At 53.8% G+C, this 26,988-nt stretch carries 15 protein-coding genes; 8 read left to right on the forward strand and 7 right to left on the reverse strand.

The window, feature by feature from the left end; translation table 11 throughout:
• Positions 1–37 precede the first annotated feature (37 nt).
• From DUE52_RS02545 to DUE52_RS02570, 6 genes are all read left to right on the forward strand, one after another.
• The gene (locus DUE52_RS02545) at positions 38–1,006 is read left to right on the forward strand and encodes a YheT family hydrolase (RefSeq protein ID WP_114404378.1); all 969 of its coding nucleotides are present in this window, start codon (positions 38–40) and stop codon (positions 1,004–1,006) included.
• Positions 1,007–1,161: 155 nt separating this feature from the next.
• Positions 1,162–2,115 carry a D-2-hydroxyacid dehydrogenase gene (locus DUE52_RS02550; protein ID WP_114404379.1) on the forward strand — a complete coding sequence of 318 codons (954 nt, stop codon included), beginning with the start codon at positions 1,162–1,164 and terminating at the stop codon, positions 2,113–2,115.
• Between the two features lie 190 nt (positions 2,116–2,305).
• Positions 2,306–4,720: a T9SS type B sorting domain-containing protein gene (locus DUE52_RS02555; protein WP_114404380.1), complete on the forward strand. Its 2,415-nt coding sequence runs from the start codon at positions 2,306–2,308 to the stop codon at positions 4,718–4,720.
• Positions 4,721–5,065: 345 nt separating this feature from the next.
• Positions 5,066–9,079 (forward strand): PVC-type heme-binding CxxCH protein, encoded by a 4,014-nt coding sequence (locus tag DUE52_RS02560; RefSeq protein WP_114404381.1) that lies wholly within the window; start codon positions 5,066–5,068, stop codon positions 9,077–9,079.
• Positions 9,080–9,247: 168 nt separating this feature from the next.
• Positions 9,248–10,408, forward strand: coding sequence for a methionine aminotransferase (locus DUE52_RS02565; RefSeq protein ID WP_114404382.1), 1,161 nt, complete (start codon positions 9,248–9,250; stop codon positions 10,406–10,408).
• Positions 10,409–10,721: 313 nt separating this feature from the next.
• Entirely contained in the window at positions 10,722–11,933 is a 1,212-nt protein-coding gene (locus DUE52_RS02570) for a sterol desaturase family protein (protein WP_229312042.1), read from the forward strand.
• An 88-nt stretch (positions 11,934–12,021) separates the two neighbouring features.
• On the opposite strand, the gene DUE52_RS02575 is transcribed toward DUE52_RS02570, so the two are convergent.
• The 3 genes from DUE52_RS02575 to DUE52_RS02585 form a co-directional block, all read right to left on the reverse strand.
• A complete protein-coding gene (locus tag DUE52_RS02575; protein ID WP_114404383.1) occupies positions 12,022–13,368 on the reverse strand; it encodes a TolC family protein in 1,347 nt (448 codons plus the stop codon).
• 353 nt (positions 13,369–13,721) lie between these two features.
• Positions 13,722–16,790 carry an efflux RND transporter permease subunit gene (locus DUE52_RS02580; protein WP_114404384.1) on the reverse strand — a complete coding sequence of 1,023 codons (3,069 nt, stop codon included), beginning with the start codon at positions 16,788–16,790 and terminating at the stop codon, positions 13,722–13,724.
• Positions 16,791–16,905: 115 nt separating this feature from the next.
• Complete coding sequence (locus tag DUE52_RS02585) at positions 16,906–18,000, reverse strand: efflux RND transporter periplasmic adaptor subunit (RefSeq protein ID WP_114404385.1); 1,095 nt, start codon at positions 17,998–18,000, stop codon at positions 16,906–16,908.
• 200 nt (positions 18,001–18,200) lie between these two features.
• Here DUE52_RS02585 and DUE52_RS02590 point away from each other — a divergent pair, with 200 nt between their 5' ends.
• A complete protein-coding gene (locus DUE52_RS02590) occupies positions 18,201–18,533 on the forward strand; it encodes an ArsR/SmtB family transcription factor (protein ID WP_114404386.1) in 333 nt (110 codons plus the stop codon).
• 52 nt (positions 18,534–18,585) lie between these two features.
• Here DUE52_RS02590 and DUE52_RS02595 read toward each other — a convergent pair whose 3' ends face one another.
• Entirely contained in the window at positions 18,586–21,969 is a 3,384-nt protein-coding gene (locus tag DUE52_RS02595; protein ID WP_114404387.1) for a putative Ig domain-containing protein, read from the reverse strand.
• Positions 21,970–22,301: 332 nt separating this feature from the next.
• Here DUE52_RS02595 and DUE52_RS02600 point away from each other — a divergent pair, with 332 nt between their 5' ends.
• A complete protein-coding gene (locus DUE52_RS02600) occupies positions 22,302–22,715 on the forward strand; it encodes a c-type cytochrome (protein WP_165840847.1) in 414 nt (137 codons plus the stop codon).
• Between the two features lie 3 nt (positions 22,716–22,718).
• Here the strand turns inward: DUE52_RS02600 and DUE52_RS02605 are convergent, their stop codons facing one another.
• The 3 genes from DUE52_RS02605 to DUE52_RS02615 all read right to left on the reverse strand — a co-directional run bounded on the left by DUE52_RS02605 (position 22,719) and on the right by DUE52_RS02615 (position 26,988).
• A complete protein-coding gene (locus DUE52_RS02605; protein WP_374755886.1) occupies positions 22,719–23,849 on the reverse strand; it encodes a formylglycine-generating enzyme family protein in 1,131 nt (376 codons plus the stop codon).
• The gene (locus DUE52_RS02610) at positions 23,812–25,377 is read right to left on the reverse strand and encodes a sulfatase family protein (RefSeq protein WP_114404389.1); all 1,566 of its coding nucleotides are present in this window, start codon (positions 25,375–25,377) and stop codon (positions 23,812–23,814) included. Before DUE52_RS02610 ends, DUE52_RS02605 begins: the two co-directional genes overlap by 38 nt.
• Before the next feature lie 108 nt (positions 25,378–25,485).
• Positions 25,486–26,988 (reverse strand): sulfatase, encoded by a 1,503-nt coding sequence (locus tag DUE52_RS02615; protein ID WP_374755889.1) that lies wholly within the window; start codon positions 26,986–26,988, stop codon positions 25,486–25,488.

Genomic DNA, 26,988 nt, shown 5'->3' on the forward strand with positions numbered 1-26,988 from the left:
TTAAAATTAACAGCATTAACGACTAAAAGGTTACGGTATGCCGGTTCTCCGACATTCTTCTTACCCCGGAGCGCCCCGGTATTTGATCAACGGTCATTTTGAGACCATTATTCCCAGCATTCTCCGCAAAATAGATGGTGTGGTGTATGAACGGGAACGGCTCACCCTGGCCGACGGCGACTTCGTGGACCTCGACTGGATCGACCGACGACGTGATAAATTGGTCATCATGACCCACGGTCTGGAGGGCGATTCCAACCGGCATTACATCAAAGCAACGGCCAAACTTTTTGTCCGGCAGGGCTGGGATGTGCTGGCCTGGAATTGCCGCTCGTGCAGTGGTGAGATGAACCGGGCGTTCCGGCTCTATAACCACGGCGAAATTGGCGACATCGCCGAAGTGATCGACCACGTGTTGCGGACCAAACCGTACCGGGAAGTAGCGCTCGTGGGCTACAGCATGGGCGGAAACATCGTGCTTAAATACGCGGGGGTTCACGGCAAGCTGTTGCCTGATGTCATCCAGAAAGTCGTGGCGGTTTCGTCGCCGACGGATCTGGAAGCCAGTGCCAAACAGCTCGACCTGCCCCGAAACCGGTTTTACCGCAATCGGTTTATGAAGAAACTGATCATCAAAATGCAGCAGAAAGCCGACCTCTTCCCGGGAAAACTCGACATGACCAACCTGGAAAAAGTCCGGCTCTGGCGCGATTTCGACCACCATTTTTCGGCTCCGGTGAACGGCTACTGCGACGCCGACGATTTCTACGCGCAGGCTTCGGCCGTCAACTACATGGCCGGAATTGCCGTTCCGACGCTGCTCGTCAACGCCCAGAACGACCCGCTGCTGTCGCCCGAATGTTCGCCCGCGTGGCTGGCCGAGAAACACCCATGCCTCTACCTAGAAACGCCAAAAACCGGCGGACACGTGGGTTTTGCCGTCCGTGGGGATGAATTCTCGTGGGCCGAACGCCGGGCGCTGGCGTTTGTTATTGGGTCTGTTTAGGGATAAAATAAAGAATGATAAATATCAAATGATAAATGGTAAATGTAAAAGTCTTTTCCGATCCGGAACTTTTACATTCAATATTCATCATTTGATATTTATCATTCTATGAAGCCTATTTCCCCGTATCTTTCAGTGTCATTTACTCCTCGCTCATGAACCTCGTTTACGCTGACGCCTACACCCTGAACCCCGGCGACCTCGACTGGACGCCCCTCAAATCCCTCGGCAACGTTACGCTGTATGACCGCACGCCCCCCGACCAACTGATCGAGCGGCTAAAAGACGCCGATATGGTGCTGGTCAATAAAGTAAAAATGAACCGCGAGACGCTGGAACAGCTTCCGAAACTGCGATACATCGGCGTGACGGCCACCGGTTACGACATCATCGACGTGAAAGCCGCCCGCGAATGCGACATTGTGGTGACGAACGTGAAAGGCTACGGCTCGCCGTCGGTGGCCCAGTTGACCATCGCGCTGCTGCTCGAACTCACCAACCGGGTGGGCTTACACGCCGACAGTGTGCGGGCGGGCGACTGGACCCGGAACCCGGATTTCTGCTACTGGAAAACGCCCCTGGTCGAACTGGCGGGCAAAACGCTGGGCATCGTCGGTTTTGGTGACATCGGAAAAAGCGTAGCTTCCATTGGCCTGGCTTTTGGCATGACTATTCTCGTCAACCGCCGTCACACCGATGAACAACCGCCATCCGGTATTCGCTACGTCGATCAGGCGACGCTTTTTGCCGAAAGTGATGTGGTGTCGCTGCACTGCCCGGTCACCGACGAAAACCGGGCCTTCGTCAACCGCGAGCTGCTGAGCCGGATGAAGCCAACGGCATTTCTGATCAACACCAGCCGGGGTGCGCTCATCAACGAACCCGATCTGGCCGAAGCGCTCAACCAGGATCGGCTGGCGGGGGCCGGACTCGACGTCGTGACGGTAGAACCTCCGTCGGCGGGCAACCCCCTGTTTTCGGCCCGAAATTGCATCGTTACGCCCCACCTGGCCTGGGCCACGCTGGAATCACGCCAGCGGCTTTTACACGAAACCGCCGAAAACATTCGGGCTTTTTTCGCCGGAAAACCGCGAAATGTTGTAAATTAATCCACCAGACTCTCTCCTATTTTCTTCGCCCCGCAACGCTTTGCGGGGTTTTTTGGTCTTATACAGTATACCGTTCCGTCAATTTCGGTAACATATAGGCTCGAAACTTCGTATATTTTCGATTCATAAGAATACACACCCTATTCCGTCAGCAAGTTTTTTATGCTTCAACCTTCTACGAAACGCTATTATGATTGTGTTGTTGGGTCGGTTCACGCCAGGTGTTCCGGCATTTCGCTGGCTTTGGGTTGCCGTTTATAGTCTATTCCTGAACCTCGCTCTGCTGCCGGCTGGCTTCGGGAAACACATTTATGGGGGCGATATGAGTCTGCGGGCCACGACCCGTACCAATTACTACACGCTGACGCTCACCCTGTATCTGGATCAGGCCAACTCCACGCCCGACACCTACGAACGCGAGATTATCCTCTACATTTTTCGAAAAAGCGATCACGTCCGCGTCAATACCGCAACCGTCCGGCAAACTGGCTCCCAGCGGGTTCGTTACGACAACCAGGCCTGCGCCGATCTGCGCAACCTGAGTGTCCTGGGCATGAACTACAGCACGGACGTTTACCTGAATCCGGCCACCTACAACGATCCCGGCGGTTATTACGTCGTCTGGGATCGCTGTTGCCGCAGTGCCGACATCAGCAACATCCAGAATCCCGGGGGCGAAGGCATGGTGTTTTACATGGAGTTTCCGGCCATCGTACGCAGCGGTTCCGCCTTCCTCGACTCCAGCCCGGCGTTCAATTTTCCCAACGGCGAATACATCTGCGTTAACAAACCGTTCAAACTGGATTTCAGCGCCACCGACGCCGACGGCGATCAACTCCGCTATTCGCTGGTTACGCCACTGGCCGGTTACACCGACAATACCCCCCAAAATACCGTTGGCGACGGGCGTTCGCACACGACCTATCCGGAAGTAAACTGGTCGCCGGGCTACAGTGCCGCCAGTTCCATTCCCGGAAACCCGGCCTTGAAAATTGACCCGCAAACGGGCCAGTTGAGCGTAACCGCGAGCCAAACGGGGCTGTTCATTTTTGCGGTTTTGTGCGAAGAATACCGCAATGGCGTTCGGATTGGTGCCATCCGGCGCGAGTTCCAGATGCCGGTGGTCGATTGCGGCAACAACACGCCACCCCCGCCCATCATCAGTTACCGAAACGTCGAAACGCTTGATTTACCTTTTTGCGAAGGGGCCACCGCCCTGCTTTCGACCGAGACGAACCCGCTCTGGTCGTATCAGTGGCAACGCAACGGCTCCAACATTCCGGGGGCCACCGCCCCGACACTGACCGTTACGGAAGCCGGTGATTATGCAGTCGTGAAGAGTTTCGCCACCACCTGCGGCAACGACACCACGTCAAAAATCACCCGGGCGAGGGTGTTGCCTCCGCCCGCAGCCCAAATTACACCGGATAAAAAACCGCCCCTCTGCGAAGGTGCATCGCTGGTGTTGTCGGTTCCGCAGGAGAACGCGGTGACCTACCAATGGACCGCAGATGGCGCGGTTTTGCCGGGAGCCACCGGCACCTCGCTCACCGTGACCAAAACCGGTTTGTACGGCGTCCGGGCCACATCTTCGATGGAATGCACCAACCGCGACAGTCTCTCGATCGTCGTTAATCCGAACCCAAAAGCGACGCTGACCAGTTCGGCTTCGGCGATTTGCCAGGACAATGAAGTCCGTCTGGATGCCACTGTGGGGAGCCAGTATCAATACGAATGGTACTTCAATACAGCCTCGCTCAACACGAGTGATGCCGCCACCCGGCTGGTCGGGCAGGGAGGCACTTACCAGGTTCGGATCACGGACGGCAACGGTTGTCAGGCCCTTTCGGCACCCTTGACGCTGGCGGTTATTCCGCGTCCGGCCATGCAGTTCGACAGCCTGGCTCCCGTGTGTGCTACCCGCTCCGAACCGCTGCTGCTGGCAGCCAGTCCGGCGGGTGGGACGTTTTCGGGGCCGGGGGTAACGGGCAGTCAATTCGATCCCGGCAAAGCCGGAGCCGGTTTGCATACCATCACGTACACCTACGCCGGGACTTCCGCCTGTCCGGTTACGATCAGCCGGCAAATCCGGGTTGAACCGCCCGCCGATGTGAACCTACCGGAACGGGTGAGTGTGTTAATGGGCAGTACGGTTACGCTAAAACCCACCGTCAAAGGACAAACCAATGGTTTTCTGTGGGAGCCGCCCGAAAGTCTGTCGGACCCCACCAGCCTGAATCCCGAGGCCAGTCCGGAGGCTCCAACCACCTACAAACTAACGGTTTCTTCTCCCGGTGATTGCCGGACGGAGAAAAGTGTGCTGGTCGATGTGCTGAAGCGGATGTTCATTGCCGACGTTTTTTCGCCCAACAACGACGGCATCAACGACGCGTTTGAAATCCGCAATACCGATCAGTTTCCCGATTGCGAAATCACGATTTACAACCGCTGGGGCGAGGTCGTTTTTCAGTCGAAAGGCTACGACAAACCGTGGGACGGCACCTACCGCAGCCAGAAGGTTCAGGCCGGGAGTTACCATTATCTGATCAAAACCAATCAGCCTTTGCTGCCGGAATACCGGGGGGCGGTTTTGGTAACGTATTGATTTAGGCGTACTTTAAACAGTCCTAAAGGCTTTTTATTCCGGATGGGAAGGATGGCGAAACCGGGGCTCCACTGGAAAATCAAAACAATCCCGTAGGGACGGTGCATTTTGTAGCATCCATGTCCGAAGAAAACCAAAAAGTCTCGTAGGGAGATCGTGTAGGTACGAAATGAACCATCCCTACGGGACTCATCCCCCTATAAGCTGACACGGTTTCTACAAAATGGACCATCCCTACGGGACGGATTGATTGCGTTATCTTACAGATGGTTATCGAACAGAAAGTAGTATCGTAACAGCAGCAGTCTTTTACGTACGAATCACCGACCCCAAAAGTCTGTTCCCATGAAACCGTACTTCCTGAAAACCGGTACTGTAGCCCTTTCGTTTTTTTTCCTCTTCGCAAGTGCGGCAATGAGTCAAACCAGGGCGGTATTCAATCCCAAAAAAAACGACCACATCATTCTGCTCGGCAACACCTTTGCTGACCGGATGCGGTATTACAACTATTTCGAAACCTTACTGCAAAAGAATTACCCGGACCGGCAACTGACGCTACGGAACATGGGCTGGAGTGCCGACGAAGTGGCGTTACAACCCCGGCCCCTCAACTTCCCCTGGTTTGGTGAGGAAGCTCCCAAAACGACCGACGATCCGCAGGATCTATCGTTCCGAAGCTGGTACGACAAACCGATTAAAATGCCGGTGGCCCTCAACATCGAAGGTTTGTACCATGATTTAACGGAACAGAAAGCCGACATCATTTTCCTGTGTTTCGGCATGAACGAGTCGTTCAAGGGAAAAGCCGGATTGCCGCAGTTTGAAGAAGACCTGATCCGGTTTATTCAGCTTTTGCAAGCCCGAAAATTCAATGGAAAGTCGGCTCCGCAACTGGTGCTGGTTTCGCCGATTGCCCACGAAAAACTTGGTGGCCACTGGCCCGACCCGGTTTCACACAACGAAAATCTGGCGGTTTATACCGAAGCCATGCGGAAAGTCGCAGCATCGCAACAACTTGTTTTTATCGATTTGTTCAAACCGTCTCTGGCCCGGACGACCGCAAAACCGGGCGACTTCATCACCATCAACGGCATCCACCTGAATGACAAAGGGTATCAGGAAACAGCCCGCTGGATGGCCCGGCAACTGGGTTTCGATCCCAAAACCGTCGCGGTAAATCTAACCTCTGAGCATTCGACGAAGCTGCGTCAGGTGATTAAAATGAAGAACGATCATTTTTTCTACCGCTGGCGGGCTGTCAATGGCGAATACATTTACGGTCGGCGGAAAGAACCGTTCGGCGTCATCTCGTTCCCGCCCGAATTGCGAAAACTGAACCAGATGGTGGCATCGCTGGATTCGGTGGTCTGGAAACTGGGGCAAAGTTCAGGGACGGAAGCGTATAACCGGGCCGTAGCGATTGTGGACGAACGAGCCAATCCGGCGGCCCAAGCGGCTTTTCTGGTGACGCACATGACCGGCAAACAAAGCCGGCCACTCGCCAAAGAAGGCCATGCTCACCACAATTCCGTTGTCGAAGGCGCGTTGCAACCCGCTACGACCGAGAAATTTACGTTACCAGAAGGCTACGAAATCAATCTTTTTGCTTCCGAAAAAGATTTTCCGCTGGCCAAACCGGTTTCCATGGCGTTCGATGCCAAAGGGCGGTTGTGGGTTGCCACGATGCCGACCTATCCGCAGTATATTCCGGGGATTCCGGTCCACGACAAAATCCTGATTCTGGAAGATACCAACGGCGACGGACGCGCCGACAAACACACGGTTTTTGCCGACAATCTGTACCTGCCGCTGGGGTTTGAGTTTGGAAACGGCGGTATTTACGTGTCGCAGGAACCGGATATTCTGTTTTTAAAAGACACCGATGGCGACGACAAAGCCGATGTGCGCGAGGTGGTTCTGACGGGTTTTGGCGCGGAAGACAGCCACCATGCCACCCACGCGTTTACGTACGGACAGGATGGCGCTCTGTATTTTCACGAAGGCACATTTCTAAATACGCAGGTCGAAACGCCCTACGGGCCGGTACGCACCTACACGGGAGCCACCTACCGCTACGAGCCCCGAACGGGTAAATTGAGCCAGTATATTTCGTATGGCTACAATAATCCCTGGGGCAATGTGTTTCAGCGCTGGGGCATTCACCTGATCGCCGATGCCTCGGACGGTTCGAATTATGACGCCACACCCCTGCGCGGGAAAATCGATTACCCCAATAAACACCCCCGAATCAACACGTTTACCACGACGCGGGTACGCCCGACGGCGGGCATCGAAATCGTGTCGAGCCGTCATTTCCCGGACCATGTGCAGGGTAATTTTTTGATCAACAACGCCATCGGTTTTCAGGGAATCAAACAGCACCAGCTCATCGAAACCGGGTCGGGGCTGACGAGCAAGGAAGTGGAACCGCTGCTGCAATCGTCGGACCCGAATTTTCGCCCGGTTGATTTGAAATTTGGCCCCGACGGCGCGCTCTACGTGGTCGACTGGTACAATCCGCTGATCTCGCACGGCGAAAACCCACCGCGCGATCCGGCGCGGGATAAACGACATGGACGCATCTGGCGGATTACCTATAAAGCGAATCCGTTGCTGACAACCAGGGACATTTCCGGGCAGACCATTCCGCAATTACTGAACAATTTGAAAGGGTACGAAGACCGTTTTCGGTATCGCTCGCGGATGCGGCTCCGGGAACAGAGTCCGGAAAAAGTGGTGCCGGAACTCCGCAAATGGGTCACCAATTTAGACAAAAACCATCCCGACTACGAGCTTCATCAACTGGAAGCGCTGTGGCTTTTTCAGGATTTCGACGTCGTCGACAAAAGCCTGCTGACCACGCTGCTACACGCCCAAAACTACCGGGCCCGAGCGGCTGGGACGCGGGTGCTGTTTTATTGGAGAGACCGGTTGGCCAATCCGCTGGAACGGTTTCGGGAGCCAATCAACGACGCATCGCCCCGGGTTCGGCTTGAGGCCATCATCGCTTTGAGCCATTTTTCCGGAGAAAAAGCCCTGACTACGGCATTGGATGTCTTGAAATACCCGACGGATTATTCCCTCGATTACGCAATCAACGAGACGTTTACGTATCTAAAACCAGTTTGGCTAGCCGGTTTTAAACAAAATCCGACATTTCTGGCCGATAACCCCAAAGCCGCTGCTTATTTGCTGGAACGTGCCACGGCCGACGAGCTACAACAATTACCCCAAACGAGCGCGGTTTTAAACGCCTTGCTCACTAAAAAAGACGTAAAACCGGAGCTGAAAGTGCAGGCCATCCGGGCGCTGGCGAAAGAAAAATCCGTCAGCCCGGTCGATTTTTTACTGGAAACGATTCAGAAAAAGCCGGAGCCAGCGGACGAAACCGGACAACGATTGCCAGATAACGACCTCATTGCCGTTTTACTGAACTGGAATTTGACAGAGTTGAAGTCGACTGAAAATCAACTTCTTGGCTTATTAAATACCGGTAATCATTCGACCCAATCGGCAGCGTACGCGGCCCTGATCACCCTCGACCAGTCGGATCAGCGGGTTTGGGAGACGGCTTCGCAGCATACGGCTAATCTCGTGAATTACCTGCACGGTATTTCCAGGTTGACCAATCCGGATCGGCAAACCGCCCTTCGTGAAAAAGTAAAGACGCTGACCCGCGAGGTGCCCGAAGAACTCCGAAAAACACAATCGGATCTGGGTCTGAAAGGAACGGATTCGCCTTTTTACTCGGTTCATGCCACCGCCTACGAGGTGTTGTTTTCGATGCCGGGCCACGAGGCCGAACGCGGTGCGGTTCTGAAAAACTTTATCGCCTGGCTGGAGACCACGCCCGAAAGTCAGCGCAATACGGTGCCGTATAACCAGGCGATTACGCTCGGCAAAAAACTGGCGCAAAAATTACCGCCCCAGGAAGCCGCAGCCCCGCTGGCCATGCTGGAAAACAGCGGAACGAAAGAGGTTCGGCTGGCGGCTGTTCCGGCCAAAATGCTGTTCGATCAGGACACCATCCGCATACAGACGGGCCGGTATGTTTCGCTGGTATTTGAAAATCCGGACCTCATGCCCCACAATGTGGTCATTCTGAAACCCGATGCCACAGAGAAAGTGGGCCAGGCTGCCGACGCGATGGCAACCCTGAAAGACGGTTTTGAAAAAAACTTTGTTCCCAACCTGCCCGAAGTCCTGTTTGCGACACCATTGGTCAACGCCGGCCAAAACTACCGGCTCGATTTCAAAGCCCCGGATGTTCCCGGCGACTATCCATTCATCTGTTCGTTCCCCGGCCACTGGCGGGTGATGAAGGGAATTCTGAAAGTAAGCAAACAGCCGGTCAACTGAGTATGGGTTGGTTGGAGAAGCTTATCCCTACAATTTTCATAGAAAAAGTATAGTATTGATTGGCGTGTCCTGTTTTTTTGTACTTTTCAGGGTCAATTGGGCTGAATTATCGCCGTAATCAATCGACTCTATTGGTACGGTAGACCATTGACCTTGTCATTTAAACCCATGAATGTAGCAACATCGCGTACCTTGCCCTCCAAATTACCGTGGGTTGGAACGACCATTTTCACGGTTATGTCGAAATTGGCGACCGACACGGGTGCCATTAATTTGTCACAGGGCTTTCCCGGTTTCGACTGCTCGCCGGAGCTGGTGGCGCTGGTAGAGAAATACCTCAAAACAGGATTTAACCAGTATGCGCCCATGACGGGCGTCCCTGCCTTGCGTGAAGCCCTCGCGCAGAAAACGGAACAATTGTACGGCGTTTCCTACCATCCCGAAACCGAGGTGACGGTTACATCCGGTGCCACGGAAGCCTTGTTTGCCGCCATCACGGCGGTGATCCGACCCGGCGATGAAGCCATCGTTTTCGAACCGGCCTACGACAGCTACGTCCCGGCCATCGAACTGAACGGCGGCATTCCGGTTTTCGTCACCCTGACGCCCCCAACCTACGGCATCGACTGGGACGACGTTCGCGGGAAAATTACGGACAAAACCCGGCTCATCATCGTCAATACGCCCCACAACCCGACGGGTCGCGTCTGGACGGCGGATGATCTGGAACAACTGGCCGCGCTCGTGCAACACCGGGACATCTGGATCGTGAGCGATGAAGTTTACGAGCACATCCGGTTCGATGGCCGACCGCACCGCTCGCTGGTGACGCACCCGGTTTTGCAGGAACGAACGTTTGTCTGCGGCTCCTTCGGGAAAACGTTTCACGTTACGGGCTGGAAAATCGGGTATTGTCTGGCACCTAAAGAATTAAGCGTTGAGTTTCGGAAAATCCACCAGTATCTAACGTTCAGTACCGTCACGCCGATTCAGTATGCACTGGCTGATTATCTGAAAAATCCGGAACACTACAAAACGCTGCCGGATTTTTATGAACGCAAGCGGGATTTGTTTCTCGACAGCCTCCGAGGCTCCCGGTTTCAGTTCCAGCCCACGGAAGGCAGTTTCTTCCAAACCGTTTCCTATCAGGCCATTACGGATGAACCGGACTACGATCTGGCGATTCGATTGACTAAAGAAATCGGTGTGGCGTCGATACCGGTTTCGGTGTTTTATCGTCAGAAGAATGACTACAACATCCTGCGTTTCTGTTTCGCCAAAGACGACGATGTGTTGCGGGAGGCCGGGGAACGTCTCTGCCGGTTATAGCCGGAATTCCCATCGCGATTAGCCGGGTAACGTGCAAATTAAATCGACTGACAAATATCATTAAAGAAAGATAACCCCTGAGCGAACTGTTTTAACGCGTATATACGTTATTCGCAGAATGAAGCCGCAACGATTCACTGCATTTCCTGGTCCATAGACTCGAATCGTTGTTTGTAAAGCCGGGAGCCTTATTGCTCTCTCTCTGCGAATTGACACAGACTCACGTATGAAAACGATTAAAAGATAATCTTCTAGTCAGTTTTTTTATAATTTTTTGTAGACAACACGTATGGAATCTCTGGGACTAAACTGGATGGCTTTCGCTGTCCCTTTTTTTCTGTTCTTTATGGGTTTGGAATATCTGGTTTCCAAATGGCAGAAAAAGGACTATTTTCGATTCAACAATTCAGTCGCCAACATCAACGTTGGCATTGCCGAACGACTGCTTGACACCTTCACCGTCGGTGCTTTTTATTTCGTCTACGACTACATTCACAAACACTACGCGATTTTTGATCTGAAACCGGGTATTCTGGGCTGGGTGGCGCTGTTTCTGGCAACCGACTTTGTCTGGTACTGGTACCACCGGCTGGCCCACGAGATCAATTTGTTCTGGAGCGCCCACGTTGTTCACCACCAGAGTGAAGACTTCAACTACACCACTTCGGCCCGGATTACGGTTTTCCAGGCCCTCATCCGAACCGGTTTCTGGACGATTCTGCCTCTGATCGGCTTTCCGGCCGGGATGATTTCGACCATGCTGATTCTGCACGGTTTGTACCCGTTCTTCATCCATACCCGCACCATCGGTAAATTAGGCTGGCTGGAATACATTCTGGTGACGCCCTCGCACCACCGCGTTCACCACGCCAGCAACCCGGAATACCTCGACAAAAATTACGGCGACGTCCTGATTATCTGGGACAAATTATTTGGCACGTTTATCGAAGAAAAAGAAGACGCCAACGAGTTGGTTTACGGCCTGACCAAACCGCTCGAAAGCCACAGTTTCTTGTGGCAGCAATTCCATTTTATGATGGAACTGGCCGAAACCGTTCGGCGCACACCGGGTTTTGTTCCCAAAATCAAAGTCCTCTTTGGCCGCCCGGACGACATCGACCCGGAAGTTCGGGATGTATTGGAAAAACGCTATTTATCCCGCTCGACCGTTCATGCCACCAGCCGCCGATTTCGGGGCTACGTCCTGGGGCAACTCATTGGTATTCTGAGCATTCTATTCGTCTTCCTGCTTCTGGAAAACCACGTTATGGTCTACCATCAGGTGTTGATTTCCCTGTTCATCCTCATTACGCTGGTCAACTGCGGGGCCTTGCTCGAACAGCGGCAGTGGGTGTTTTACCTGGAAATAAGCCGGTTTTCGCTACTGATTCTGATGGCCATTCCGTATCTCCATGATTCCCTGTCGTTCAGCGCCCTGTTCATTGGATCCTTACTCCTCTGGACGTATTTTTCCAACTTGCAGAAACGGTATTTGCGGCTGGTTTACGGCCCGGTTTCGTATTAAGACAAGAGAGGATAGACTAGAGAATAAAGACCATTAAACACAGCGGTTTCGTCTCTATTCTCTTGTCTATCCTCTTTCTTCTCCCTTTTTATCGAATTCGCCCCATCACCTTGTCCAACTCCACCGACGCGGTCAGGAAATCATAAACAGCCTGCAAATGGTTGGATTTGGCCTGGGTGAGCGACAGTTCGGCGTCGGAAAGCTCCAGCCGCGACGCAATGCCCTGTTTCCAGCGGTCGCGGGTGATGCGGTAACCCAGTTCGGCTACGGTTACGGTTTGCCGCTGGGTTTCGATCCGAAGCCGGGCCTCTTCCACGTTGGAAAGGCCAATTTTGACCTCGGCGCGAACCATTTCCTTCAGATTGACCAACTGCGTTTCGCTCTGCTGCCGGGTAATAACCGCCTGCTGAATTCGGGAAACCGTTCGGAAACCGCTGAAAATCGGCACGTTCACTTGCAGACCGACGTACGAACTGAGCGGCCAGCTATAGTCCGCCAGCTTTAAATGATTGGCCTGTGCCTGCGATTGCAGCAGGCCAATCGCCGACAGTTTGGGCGCGCGTTCGGCGGTTTGCAACGCAATCTGCTCGCGGTTCAGTTTCTCCGTCAATTCCAGCCGGTGCACTTCCGGCCGCGCCTGAACGGCTTCAAAAAACGCATCGGTTCCGGGTATGACAAACCCGGTTTTATCATACCGCAACGAATCCTGCAATGCAATCGCTTCCTGCTCATCCAGCCCCATCGTCCGTTTCAGAATCGTCTTGGTAATTTCCACCCGGTTGTTCAGGCGACTGATTTCCGGTCGCAGGTTTTCGGTCGACACAAACGCCCGCAACGTATCCACCCGCGACGCCCGGCCCTGCGCCAGCAGCGAGCGGGAATCCCGCAGCGCCTGTTCGTTGCGCAAAAGACTCTGTTCCTGAAGCCGCAGTTGTTCCTGCGTAATCAACACATCCAGATACGCTTTTTTGACATCGGTTACTACGCTAGCCCGAACCTCATTCAAACCTTCAGCCGATGCGTTTTCGTAAATCTGCGCGGCCCGAATCCCGGACCGGATACCGGCCTGAAAAAGCGGTTGCGACACCGCAACACCGCCCACAAACGCATTCGATCCACCGACCCGGAACGTGGCCAACTGATTTTCGCCCAGACCGACGAAACTGCCCGGCAAAAACGACACCTGTTTCTGGGGAAAATACAGGTATTGGGCCGAAGCCGCCACTGTGGGTAAGGCGTAACTCCGGGCTTCGCGGACTTTCTGTGTGGATTTGGCGGTTTCCAGCGTCGCGACCTGCAAATCACGGTTTTTCTCCAGCGCCAGCTTCACGGCGTTTTCCATCGTCAGCGGTCGCACCTGCGCGAAGGCCGGTTTTCCCGTGAGGAGGAGAATCGAGATAGTAACAAGGATAATTTTATAAATAAGCGGTTTCATAAAAAAGTTAATTCATTGTTCATGTGTAATTTATCAAAGCGTCAACCCGTTGAATCCCTACGAAATCAACCGTCAACCGTATTATCCCGCAGGGATTCAACAGCGTAGCGTCGGTAGAAACCAAAACCTGCCTTCTTCGACCTATTTTATCCCGTAGGGATTCAACAGCGCAGCGTCGGTAGGTAAAGGTGTCCCTCCGTGCCAGCGTGCCGTCAGGTATGCGACGGGTTATGTACCTTACGGCACATGGGTTTAAGAAGACGACTCTTTGTTGCTACCGACGCTGCGCTGTTGAATTCCTACGGAATGAATCGTATACCGTTTTACGAAAGCTGTCAGATGTACGAAAACCGTCAGACCAGTTCCAGCACTTCTTCTTTTTTCGTCTTCGGGACCCGCGAAAAATACGAATACACGGCGGGGATGATGTAGAGCGTCAATAAACCGGCGAACAGCAAACCGCCGACGATAACCGTTCCGAGCGAATTGCGGCTGTTTTCGGTGAGCGCAATGGGAATCGCGCCAAAAATCATGGCCAAACTGGTCATCAGAATCGGGCGGAACCGCGAGGCTGCGGCCACTTTGGCGGCTTCCAGCGTGCTCAGTCCCTGCTCCTTGCTGTGGTTGGCGAACTCGACAATCAGAATACCGTTCTTCGTAATCAAACCGATCAGCGTGATGATCCCGATCTGGCTGAAAATATTCAGCGTTTGCCCAAAAAGCCAGAGACTGAGCAGCGCACCGGTCATCGCCATCGGAACCGTCAGCAGAATGATGAACGGATCGACCAGGCTTTCAAACTGGGCCGCCAGAATCAAATAAATCAAGACCAGCGCGAAAATGAAGGCGTACAACAGGCTCGATGAACTCTCCGAAAAATCCCTTGATTCACCGGCCAGCGAGGTTTTGATGGTGGGCGGCAGGATCTTTTTAGCAATGCGGTTCATCTCTTCAACGCCGTCGCCAATGGTTTTGCCCGGTGCCAGACCGCCCGAAACCGTCGCCGAAATCGCCTGATCGTAGCGGTAAATAGCCGCCGGACTGATGCTTTCCCGGAAAGAAACGAGGTTGTCGAGCGAAACCATGTCACCGGTTCGGGTGCGGACAAACATCGCTTTCAGGTCATAAGGCGTATCGCGTTCCTGGCGTTGCAATTGCCCGATCACTTCGTATTGCCGGTCGTTGTAAATGAAATAACCGTAGCGTTGACCACTCAGCGCCAGTTGTAACCCGCGCGCTATTTCGACCACGGAAATCCCCAACTCGGCGGCTTTGTCCCGGTCAATTTTCAACACCAGTTCCGGCTTGTTCACTTTCAAATCCGAATCGACAAACCGCAGAACGTCGCTTTTTCGGGCTTCGGCCAGAAATTTGGGCAACACCTCGGTGATGGCCGCCAGATTTTGCGCCTGCAACACATACTGAACGGGTTGCGCCTGACCAAACCGGCTTCCGATGGTCGGCGGCTGAACCGGAAAAACCAGTACACCCCTGAAATTCTGCGCATTACGGGCGTAAATCTGAAAGACATCGGCCTGCGTCGTCGTTCGTTGATCCGCTTTTTTCAGAAAGGTGTTCTGAATCGCGAGGTTGACCGGAGCCGGTGGGCCAAACGTCAACGCCAGAATGGAGTACGTCTGGAACAAACCGGGCGTGGAATCGACCGAAAATTTGGCGATTTCGCTCATGTATTTTTCGGTGTATTCATACGACGAACCTTCGGGAGCCAAAACCGCCAGACTGATCTGGGAGCGGTCTTCCAACGGCGCGAGTTCCGACGGGAGTTGTTTGCCAATGACATAAATGAGGGCAAACGTGGCCGCCAGCGCGACGAAAGCCGTCCAGCGAAAGCGTAGAAACCACGCCAGCGATTTTTCGTAACCCCGGTTCAGGGCGACAAAATATGGCTCGGTTTTGCGGTACAGCCAGTTCGGTTTTTCCTGTCGTTTCAGCAAATAGGCACTCATCATGGGCGACAGGGTCAGCGCCACAAAAGCCGACACCAGGACCGAACCGGCTACAACGATGGCAAATTCCTGAAAGAGTTTGCCAGTAATTCCCGGTAAAAAGAGAATCGGCAGGAAAACCGCTGCCAGCGTGATCGTGGTTGAAATGACCGCAAAATAGATTTCGGAAGACCCTTTGAGAGCCGCCTGAATCGGACTCATGCCTTCCTCCACTTTGGCGTAAATGTTTTCCAGCACCACAATCGCGTCATCGACCACGAGGCCAATCGCCAGCACCAACGCCAAGAGTGTCAGGATGTTGATGGAATAACCGACCGCGTACATGATGAAAAAAGCCGAGATGATGGAAACCGGGATGGCCACCACCGGAATGATGGTCGAACGCCAGTCGCGGAGGAAAATGAACAGAATCAGAATCACTAGGCCAAAGGCAATGAACAGGGTCTCTTCCACTTCGGCAATAGAATCGCGGATGGGTTCGGTAAAGTCTTTGCCAATCGTCAGTTCGTAATCCGCCGGAATTTCCTTGCGCAGTTCTTTCAATCGCCGGTAAAATTCATCCGCAATGGCGACGGCATTGGCCCCCCGCTGCGGTTCCACAAACACTCCGATGGTCGGTGAATTTCCTTTCAGACTGTTCTGGATGGCGGTTCGTTCGTTTTCGGCACCCAGTTCGGCAAAACCGATGTCTTTAAACCGAATGATGGTGCTGCCTTCCTGTCGGATAATCATGTTGTTGAAATCCGCTTCCTGCGTCAGTCGGCCCAGCGTCCGAACTGTTAGCTCGTTCTGGTCCCCTTCGACCCGGCCCGATGGCAAATCGACGTTTTCCTTGCGCAATGCCTGTTCAATATCCGAGGGTGTTAGCTGGTAAGCCGCCAGTTTCGACGGGTCGATGCGCAGCCGCATGGCGTATTTTTTCTCGCCGGCAATCCCCACGCGCTTCACGCCGGGAATGGTTTGCATCCGTTCTTTGATCACCGTCGAAGCAATGTTGCTCACTTCCAGAATGCTCCGGGTTTTGCTTTCGACGGCCATAAAGATCACAATATCACCGGCATTGGCTTTTTCCACGATGGGCGCATCGACGTCGCCGGGCAACAACCGCCGGGCTTTGGTCACTTTATCACGAACGTCATTGGCGGCCGCTTCCAGATCGGCGTCCAAATTAAACTCGACGGTAATGACGCTGGCGGCTTCCCGCGAAACGGACGAAATGGTGCGAATGCCGTTGGCTTCCCCGATGGATTCTTCCAGCGGTTTTGTAATCTGGTAGGCAATGACGTCGGGACTGGCACCCGGATAGGTGGTGGTGACGGTGACAATGGGCGAATCCGTGACCGGATATTCGCGGATTCCGAGGTACGAAAATCCGACAATTCCGAACAGAATAATCAATACGGACAGCACACCGGCCAGCACGGGCCGCTGAATACTTATTCCTGATAAACTCATGGTTGTATTGGTGTAAAAATAGCCCCGTTCCCCTGAAGGACGGGGTTATTCAGAGAAAGGATTAAAACTTAATGGTGTGGCGATTAGGTAACGTAGTCAGTTATACGCATCCGCTTCAATTCAAACTGGCGGCTTTCACCAACGCACCCGGTTCCAGACGCAACAGATTGGTAGTCAGAACCGTATCGCCCAACGACAATCCTTCCAGAATCTGAACGGTGCCTTTGGTCCGGTTGCCGGTTTTCAGTTCCCGTTGTTCGGCTTTGCCATTTTTGAGCGCAAACAGCGAATAGCCTTTGGCACTGGGAATCAGGGCCTGCGTCGGAATCAGAATGCCGTCGTTGGTGGTGTGCAGCGTGAAGGCGATTTTGGCCGATGAGCCCGGGATGAGCTTGCCGCCCTTGTTGGCACTGATGGCTTTCACCAGCAAACTCCGTGTGTTCAGATCCGTTTTGGGTTCGGTGGCCACCACTTTTCCGTGGAAAGGCTGGCTGCTGTTTTCGGTCGTAAACTGAATGGGTTGGCCAATCCGAACGGCAGAAGCGTATTTTTCGGGAATGGTGAACGCCACTTCGACCCGGCTCACATCGTCCAGTGACGTCAAAACCGTCGAGGGCGTCACATACGCGCCAACATCGACTTTGTTCAGACCCAGTTTGCCGGAAAACGGTGCGCGGATTTCGGTTTTGGCCAGATCGACGTCCACCATCGCCATTTCGGCCTGCAAAACGTTCAGGTTCGTCAAAATCTGGTCGTATTCCTGCTGATTGACGGCTTCGGTGGCCAGCAACTCGCGAAACCGTTTTTCATCGATGCGGGCCAGTTTTTCCTGAAGCGCGATTTTTTTCCTTTTTGCCAGCAAATCCGCATCGTCCAGTTTAAAAAGGAGCGCACCCTGATTCACATAGCTTCCTTCACAAACATAAATTCGCGTTAATTTGCGGGCCACTTCACTCACCAGATCGACTTCCTGATTGGCAGCAATGGTGCCGGTGGTTTGCAGTTCGTCCGTCACGAGTTCCGGTTTTACCACGAAAATATCCGCCGTAATCCGTGGATCGTTGGCCAGTGTCGAACTAACGGCCTGTTTTTTGATTGGTTCCGCTTTGTTCGAGAACAGTTTGGGTGTAAACACAAAAAAGGCCACCGTCAGGACGATGATCCCGATCATGAGCGACGTTGTGCGGATGGTTGATTGTTGAGATTCCATAGAGGCTGTGCTTATCGTTCTAATGTTTTATAACTATCGAACTTTATTGTTTTATGGATGTCGAACAATGCGACTAACGAAATCGGTTCCATGATTCTGAAAAAGAATTGAATTTTTTATCCGTCCTTCGTCGTTGTAGTATCAATTCATGTAGCTACTCTTTTTTGAAGCAGCTACTGCCCCGAAATGGAGAGACTCAAATGAAACCGTATCAGCACCCTACCTTCGACCAGATCACGCTAACGGGCCTGTTGCACGCGCTCAGCGATCCCGTTCGCCTGAACTTTGTCCAGTGTTTGGCAACCAAAATGTGCGAGCAACCCTGCGGGGCAATTCCCACGCCGGTGGCCAAATCAACCATGTCGCACCACCTGCGGGTTCTGCGCGAAGCGGGCATCGTTCGCATCCGGACGGAAGGAACCCAAAGCCTGACGTCCCTTCGGCTGGCGGAAATTGAAGCTAAATTTCCGGGGGTTCTGGAAGCGGTTTTGAAAGCTGCCGAGGCTGAAAAACCGTTGGAACAGCATTCATAAAAAAACCGGTCTGCAAGCAGACCGGTTTTTTTAGGCCATCAACTCCCCTCCCTTACCGGCTCATCAACAAGCGTTTGGTCAGGTTTTGCTGGTTTGTTTTCAACTGAATCAGATACAGTGTCGTTCCTGATGAACGCAGATCGACGGCTTCGCGCTCGATTTGGCCCGTTCCCGTCACCGATTTCTGCCAGACGGGTCGACCCATCGGATCTACGATCTGCAAATCAGCCCGCTGGTCGGCAAGAACCCGGTATCGGATTTCGACCAGGCCGGGGCTGGGGTTGGGGCTCACGCTCAGGTCCAGACTCGTTTCGGCACTCTCAACTCCTTGCCGGCTTCCATTGGGGCAGGTGAGCGTTTTGGGCGACCACTTCAACGTAAAATTGCTTCCCGGCACCCGACCACTGATGACGTGGGATTGGCCATCTTTCAGCGAAACCGGTACGTCGAAGCTGTAGCCATGTATTCCGTTGCCTTTGCCGGCATTCAGCAAATCCTGGCGGAAAATGTTGGCGTCGGTGCGACCGATTACCGTCGTCCCATCCATGAACTCCACGGTAATGGGCATGTTGGGCCGGTTGCGGTCCCAGATCCAACCCCGAATGCCAGTGCAACTGACCACATCCAGGTAGCCCTCATAGTTACCCGCACCACTGCCTCCGCTGGTCGGCGGGGGATCGACCGGGCCACTCCCACCGGCGTTGACCGTCAATAGAACCGTAGTCGCTACGGCGTCACTTTTACTGTCGGTCGCCGAATACGTCAGGCTGAACGTCCCCTGGCTGGCCGTTGTGCCACTGATCACCCGCGAACCGGTGTTGAAACCGAGTCCGGCGGGCAATCCTGTCAGCGCATACGTCAGCGGGTCCTGGTTGGCATCGGTAAATGCGGGTAAGGCTGCGGAGGTATAGGCCGTGTTGGCCGTGGCAGCCAGTGCCGAAACCGGAGGAGCCACCGGGGGTTGATTCGCGGGAGGAACGCCGGTTCCGGGACAGTTGATGGTTTTGGGAGCCCACTTCAACACAAACGTAGAGCCCTGCACCCGCGCCCAGATCCGGTGGTTTTGTCCATCTTTTAGTCCGGCAGGAATGGGAAAATCATACCAGTGTTCCCCGTTGCCCTTGCCTGCATCTTTCAAATGCTGCCGGAAGTCGCTGGCCAGAATGGAACCGATCAGGGTGCCCTCGGCAATGGAGGGGCCGTCGAAGAATTCCACCGTAAACGTGTTGTTGGGCTTGTTGCGGTCATACACCCAGCCCGAAAGCGTGTTGCAACTCACTTCCTGCGTCAGATACCCGTCGAAGTTACCCGTCACAACGGGTGTTGTTCCCCCGGCTACCGTCAGCGTAATCGTCAGGCGGGTTTGCCCATTTCCATCACTGGCTGCGTAAACCAGCGGAAAGTTGCCCTGCTGCGTCGGTGTTCCGGAAATTGTCCGGTTGCCGGCATCGAAGGACAGACCCGACGGCAATCCCGTCAGTGCATACGTCAACGGATTGTTCTCCGGATCCGTAAAAACGGGCAAAGCCGCCGGAGCATACACCACATTGACCGTTGCGGTCAGCGCAAAAACCGGGGGGGCCACCGGAGGTTGATTAGTAGGTTGAGCCGCTGGATTGACCACCAGCGAAAAAACCGTACTGCTTTTCCCTCCCGCCTGGTCGGTGGCCGAATAGGTCAGTTCAAACGTGCCGGTCGTGGTTGGTGTCCCGGATATAACCCGCGTACCGCTGTCAAAACCCAGCCCGGCGGGCAAGCCTGTCAGTGCATACGTCAGGGGCGTGTTTTCCGGATCGGTGAACACCGCCAGCGGATTTGTTATAAACCCGGCATTGACGGTTGCCGCCAGGGTGGAGACCGCAGGCGGAACCGGGAGCTGATTCGCGGGGGGAACGCCGGTTCCGGGACAGTTGATGGTTTTGGGAGCCCACTTCAACACAAACGTAGAGCCCTGCACCCGCGCCCAGATCCGGTGGTTTTGTCCATCTTTTAGTCCGGCAGGAATGGGAAAATCATACCAGTGTTCCCCGTTGCCCTTGCCTGCATCTTTCAAATGCTGCCGGAAGTCGCTGGCCAGAATGGAACCGATCAGGGTGCCCTCGGCAATGGAGGGGCCGTCGAAGAATTCCACCGTAAACGTGTTGTTGGGCTTGTTGCGGTCATACACCCAGCCCGAAAGCGTGTTGCAACTCACTTCCTGCGTCAGATACCCATCGAAGTTACCCGTCACGGGCGGGTTTTCCGTTGGGATTTCTTCAACCGGTTGCGCCGTAGAAAGAGCGGGCAACACATACGGAGTCGAATTCGAAAAGAAGGCATCATTCAGGGCATTCGACCAGTATTGGGCGGCTTTTGCAGCCCCCGCTAACGTCAGGTGAACCCCATCAGCCCGGTCGTTGGACGTCAGCAGATCATAGTCAGGCCCGGGGAAACAATTTGGCGTTTTAATCATTCGTTCCTGCGCGCGCCGGATCACAGGACGTGTTTTGTAGGGCGTTTGCCGATTGACAACCACGGCCAGCGACGGAAAACCCAGATCGGCACGGGTCTGATTGACCCAGGTCTGGTAGTATTGCAACACCTGGTCTTCATTGGTATTGCTCCAGTCGTTTTGTCCCTGGTCGGAGAGAATGCCACGAATACCGGTTTGGCTGCAATAGACCTGCAGCGTGTTCTTGACATTGATGTACGGCATTCGGATGGACGAATTAATAAAAGGATGCTCAAATGACTGACCAAGAGCAGATTTCGCCCAGTGTTCCAGGCTGGTTCCCCCATAGGCCGCATTGAAAAGCAGAACGGGGACATTCAGACGCTGCGTCAGGGCCTGCCCCATTTTGGCCCAGAAATAGGTACCGTGTGCGAACGGAGCGGGCGTTACCCCTGATTCGTAGTGGCCAAAACTCCGGGGAAGGGAGACCGGATTGGCAGTACTTTCGTAGGACGAATAAGCGGGCGTTCCCGGAAAAACCGGTACCGTATTGACCCGATCGTCGTCGCTACCGGCCAGGTTGTTCTCCTGTCCCTGGGCAACGGAATGACCGGCCACTACGAACACCTCGCCGACGCCGACCCGTTCGATGCTGGCGGTGCCGACCGGCGTGCTGCCGGCCATGGCGCGCACCTCCAGGGTATACCACCCCCCGGAGGCTGGCAAACTCCCCTGAAACTGCCCGTCCTGGGCACTGGTCGCAATGGTAAACCAGCCCGTCGTCTGACCCTGTCCATTCCGGGCAACGGCTCTGGCATCAATCCGCGTGGTGTTGGCGGGCCAGTTGCCCCGGATCGGAATAGCTGCCTTGTTGCTCTGATTGCGTTGGTAAACGATTCGGTTGAGGGGGGAAGTCAGGCTGAGCTGGGCCCAGGCATGCAGATGAAAAAGCAAGAGTGCCGACACGAAAGCCAGCCTTTTCAGGTGGTAAAACGTTGAATGCATAAAAATAACGTTGAGTAGATAAAACCGGATTCACAAGGAGCCTCTACCGCCCCTGATACACGACCAATTACCGGTAGTCGGAGGCAATAATTGAGCCATTCCTTTTTTTACTTGTATTAAAAAAAGCAGAGAAGCTTTCTAAATGGGTAGTATACCCATAAAACGCAGAAAGAGAGGCCGATGCGGCTGAGAGAAGAACTTGTCTTTGGTTTGTATTTAAAGGTAGGGAGGAGATTATCCGTGAACTTGCCGCCGAATAATCCCGTTAACCATTGCGTGTTACGGGTAACACCAACAGAAAAAAATTTACAGGATTTCGACCTTCTTTCCCTATGACAAAACCTCTGCTTCTGCTGCTTTCAGGCCTTGTTTTTTGTTCCGCCATGCTGCCTGATCCGGAAAATGAGCTGGAAAAAAGTATGGCGCGGGGCAAAACGCTCTATGCCGGGAATTGCATGAACTGCCACATGGCCAAAGGCGAAGGCGTGGTCGAGACGTTTCCGCCCCTGGCAAAATCCGATTATCTACTCAAAACGCCACTAAAAGCCATTCAGGCCATCAAATTTGGCTTGCAGGGGCCGATTCAGGTGAACGGGGTTACCTACGACAATATGATGCCCGAACCCGGTCTGGATGAGCAGGAAGTGGCCGATGTGATGAATTACATCCTGAATTCGTGGGGGAATTCGTCCGACAAAAAACTGATTACGGCGCAGCTGGTGAAAGAGGTAAAACCGGCGGAATAAGGGTTATTTTTGATCCCGCACACACCGAAAGCCCAGGTTATCGCTCCCGCTGCTCACTTCGCCCTTGCCCCGGCTCCCGGCTTTGTAGCGGATGCAATACTGATCGCTGCACAGAAAAGAACCGCCCCGCTGCACGTATTTGACCGCGCCGGGTTCGTCCGGGTCGTAGCTATCGGCTGGCCCTTTGGGATTTTCTTTTGGGCTATTCCGGTAATAATCAGGCCGGTACAGATCCTGGCACCACTCCCAGACGTTGCCGTCCATGTCATATAAGCCGTACGGATTGGCCGGAAACGTCTGAACCGGCGCAATCCCGGCAAAACCGTCTTCCGTCGTGTTCTGGTTCGGGAAATTGCCCTGATAAATATTAGCGACCCATTTGCCCGCCGGTTTCAGTTCTTCGCCCCAGTAGTATTTCCGGTTGCCTTTGCCGCCCTGCGCGGCAAACTCCCACTCGGCTTCGGTCGGCAGTCGCTTTCCGGCCCACTTCGCATAGGCAGCCGCATCTTCGTAGCAAACGTGTACCACCGGCTGGTTTTCGCGCCCTTTCAAATCACTCTGTGGCCCCGCCGGATGTTTCCAACTGGCTCCGGCAACATACTGCCACCAAACCAGCGGATTTTCGAGTGACACCTGCTGGTTTGGGGGCGTAAAAACCGCCGAACCCGGCACCAGTTTATCCGCCGGAACACCGGGGTAGTCCTTCGGATTCAAGGGTCGTTCGGCTACGGTTACATATTTGGTCGCTTCCACAAACCGGGCAAATTCAGCATTGGTGACCTCGTGCTTGTCCATCCAGAAACCATTTACTTTGACGGTATGGAGCGGGCGGGAATCGGGAAACTCGTCGGAACCCATCTGGAACGATCCACCGGGAATTAAAACCATGTCGTCCGTACCGTTTTCGCCCGACGCCGTTACGGAAGCCGCCTGCCGAACAGCCGCCGACCGCGATGGCATTCCCTTCGCCACGCAGTGCGCGGCACTGTCGAGTTTTGCGGCTTCTTCTGCCGATTGATTCTGGGAGTTACAACCCACCAGTCCGGCCAGAACAATGCCAGAAAACAGGATCGTCAGAGAACACCCATACCTCCTGTCAGATCCCACTTTCCACAATTTTGAGTGCTTCATCATCCTTGTATTTCCGGATTTGGTCTTTAAGTCTCGCTTTCAGGTCAGCGGTGATCGCTTCATACCCTTTAACGCCGTAGAGATTCCGAAGTTCCTGCGGGTCTCTTTTCAGATCGAACAGTTCCCAATAGTCTTTCGGTCCGTAAAACCGCACCAGTTTGTATTGTTCCCCCCGCAATCCGATGTGCGGATACACGTGGTGCGGCTGCGGATATTCGTAGTAATGATAATAGGCATCCTTGCGCCAGGCCACTTTTTTACCCGTCAGCAATGGCAGAAACGACTCGCCCTGAATTTCTTTCGGGATGGCCGTTCCGGTCAGGTTCAGCACGGTTGGGGCCCAGTCGATGTTGGAAACGAGCTGACTGACCTGCGTACCCGGTTTGATCACGCCCGGATACCGGATCACAAACGGTGTTTTCAGCGATTGTTCGTAAATAAACCGCTTGTCGAACCAGCCGTGTTCGCCCAGGTAAAAACCTTGGTCGGAGGCATAAATAACGACGGTATTTTTGGCCAGACCCGATTTATCCAGGTAATCCAGCAGTTCACCAATGTTGCGATCCAGCGAGTTGGCCGTGGCCAGATAATCTTTCAAATACCGCTGGAATTTCCACTCGGCCAGGGCTTTCCCGCTGAGCTTTTTTTCGTCAAATTCCTTGCTGATTTTGTTCTCGTAATAGTCGTAAAACGCTTTTTTCTCGGCGGGCGAAAACCGGTTATAAATCCCGCTTTTCTCGTAATCGGCGTGTACTTTCAGGTCTTCCTTCAACCGCATCGTTTTGTCGATGGTCATATCCTGATTTTTGGCGGCTTCCCGGCCTTCGTAGTTGTCATAAAACGTCGCGGGCAGCGGAAAATTCACCTTGTCATACGCCCCCAGATCCTGCAAATCGGGCAACCATTCGCGGTGTGTTGCCTTGTGGCCCACCACCAGAAAGAACGGTTTTGACGCATCCCGCTGGTTGAGCCAATCCAGCGAAAGTTTCGTCACGACGTTGGTCACATAGCCCGGATACCGGGTTGTATCGCCGTTGGAATTGATAAACGTTGGGCCGTAATAATGCCCCTGTCCCGGCAGTACGTTGAGGTAATTGAACCCGTGTGGCAAACTGCCCAGGTGCATTTTTCCGATCCAGGCGGTTTGGTAGCCGTTTTTCTGCAACTCTTCCGGAAAAACCGGCTGGTTAATTTCAAACTTCCGCTCGTTGACTTTGTAGCCGTTGAGGTGGCTGTATTTCCCGGTCAGAAGCGTGGCCCGGCTGGGGCCGCAAATGGAATTGGTGACGACGTTGTTGTACAGAATCGCTCCTTCTTTCGCAATCCGGTCGATGTTGGGCGTTTTGGCAAGTTTACTGCCGTAGGCGCTGATGGCCTGGTAGGCGTGGTCGTCGGAAAAAATAAAAATCACATTAGGCCGGGTTGCCTGAACAGTTTCCGGTTCCTTCGGCGAATACCCCGGAATCACTACCAACACGGCCGCCAGCGCCGAAATTACTACCAGAATTCCTACTCCAATTTTTAGATTCATTACCGTTACTTTTTGATTCTTAGTTAATTGTACGTTTACGGTTTTCAGTATACCGTTGGCGGACACATTCCAACCAAACGGAGTAACTTACAGTAAATCGAAAACCGTTCACTGAATTACGTCTTCCGGCCACGCTACGGCTTTACTGTTTTTTTTGAACGTCGGCATCTGCGCGTTCCAGGTCTTTAATTGTTTAGTAAGCAACAAAGCGAGCTGTTTTACTTTATCGGGATGCGCCGTTGCGAGATTTTGTTGTTCGCCAATATCGTTTTTCAGGTTATACAATTCCAGGGCCGCAGTCCGGTGGTCATACACCAGTTTCCAGTCGCCCTGCCGAATCCCGCTCGCCCAGTGCAGCATTGGCCCTTCGGCCAGAATCCAGCGGTTGGGGTGGTGCCAGACAAGCGCACGCCCGTTGTCTTTCAACGCCGGATTTTTCAGCAGCGGCAGAAACGACCGGCCATCGACCTGTTGCACAACCGTCGGTTTTTTCACCCCGGCTATCTCCAGAATGGTCGGAAAAAAGTCCTCAACAATAACATACTGCTCCGTCACACCACCCGGTTTGACCACACCCGGCCAGCGCACCAGCATCGGCTCGCGAATCCCGCCTTCATAGACCGACCCTTTTCCGGCCCGCAACGGCAGGTTGTGCGTGTGCTCTTTGCCGCCCCGCAAGGGCGTGGTGCTCAACCCGCCATTGTCGGACATGAAAATAACCACAGTATTGTCCGTAATTTTGCGTTCGTCCAGAAAATCCAGCAGGTCGCCCAGGCTTTTGTCCATGCCTTCGACCAACGACGCGTATTTGGCTTCGGTGCTGTCCAAACCGGTTTCCAGGTACTTGTCGACAAACCGCTTGTCGGCCATAATCGGCGTATGAACGGCGTAGTGACTGAAATAGAGAAAGAACGGCTGTTTTTTCTGAATCGGCACCTCCACGGCTTTCAGGGCTTCAAGCGTGAGTGCTTCGCTCAGAAAAACGTCTTTACCGTGGTATACTTCCAGTCCCGGAACGGCGTTGCGGTTGGGTTTTCCATTGTTGGGCCTGTCGTAATTATCGGTTCCTAAATAGCTGGCCGGATGCCCGATTTCATTCCCGGCAATGTTCACCTGAAACCCCAGATTTTTGGGGTCTGACCCCGGCGTTCCCGCCGAGCCGAAGTGTGCTTTTCCGGTGTGAATCGTGTAATATCCGTTCTGACTCAGCAAGGTTGGCAAGGGCGTCGCATGGAACGTGTGTTCAATTCCGGCCACCGGACTCAACCCGTTGTAATTCCAGTCGACGGGATTCAGCGTGGTGTCCGGGTAATCGGTGTTTTTGTCTTTGTTGGGTGATGTCCAGTGCGTGATCCGGCTGTGGGCCGCATTGACGCCACTCAGCAGACTCGTGCGGGTGGGCGTACAAACCGGCATGGCGTAGGCATTCGTAAACTTCAACCCTTCCCGCGCCAGCCGTTCCATGTTGGGCGTCCGATACCGCCGGTTCAGCTCCGTCACCTGTTTCCAGAACGGCACCGACGTATCCTGCCAGCCCATGTCATCGACCAGAAAAACGACGATGTTGGGCGGTGTCGGTTTCTGGGCAATAGCACCTCCAATTGCCAGCAT

Origin of the sequence: Larkinella punicea (assembly GCF_003334855.1) — a bacterium.
Lineage (GTDB): Bacteria > Bacteroidota > Bacteroidia > Cytophagales > Spirosomataceae > Larkinella > Larkinella punicea.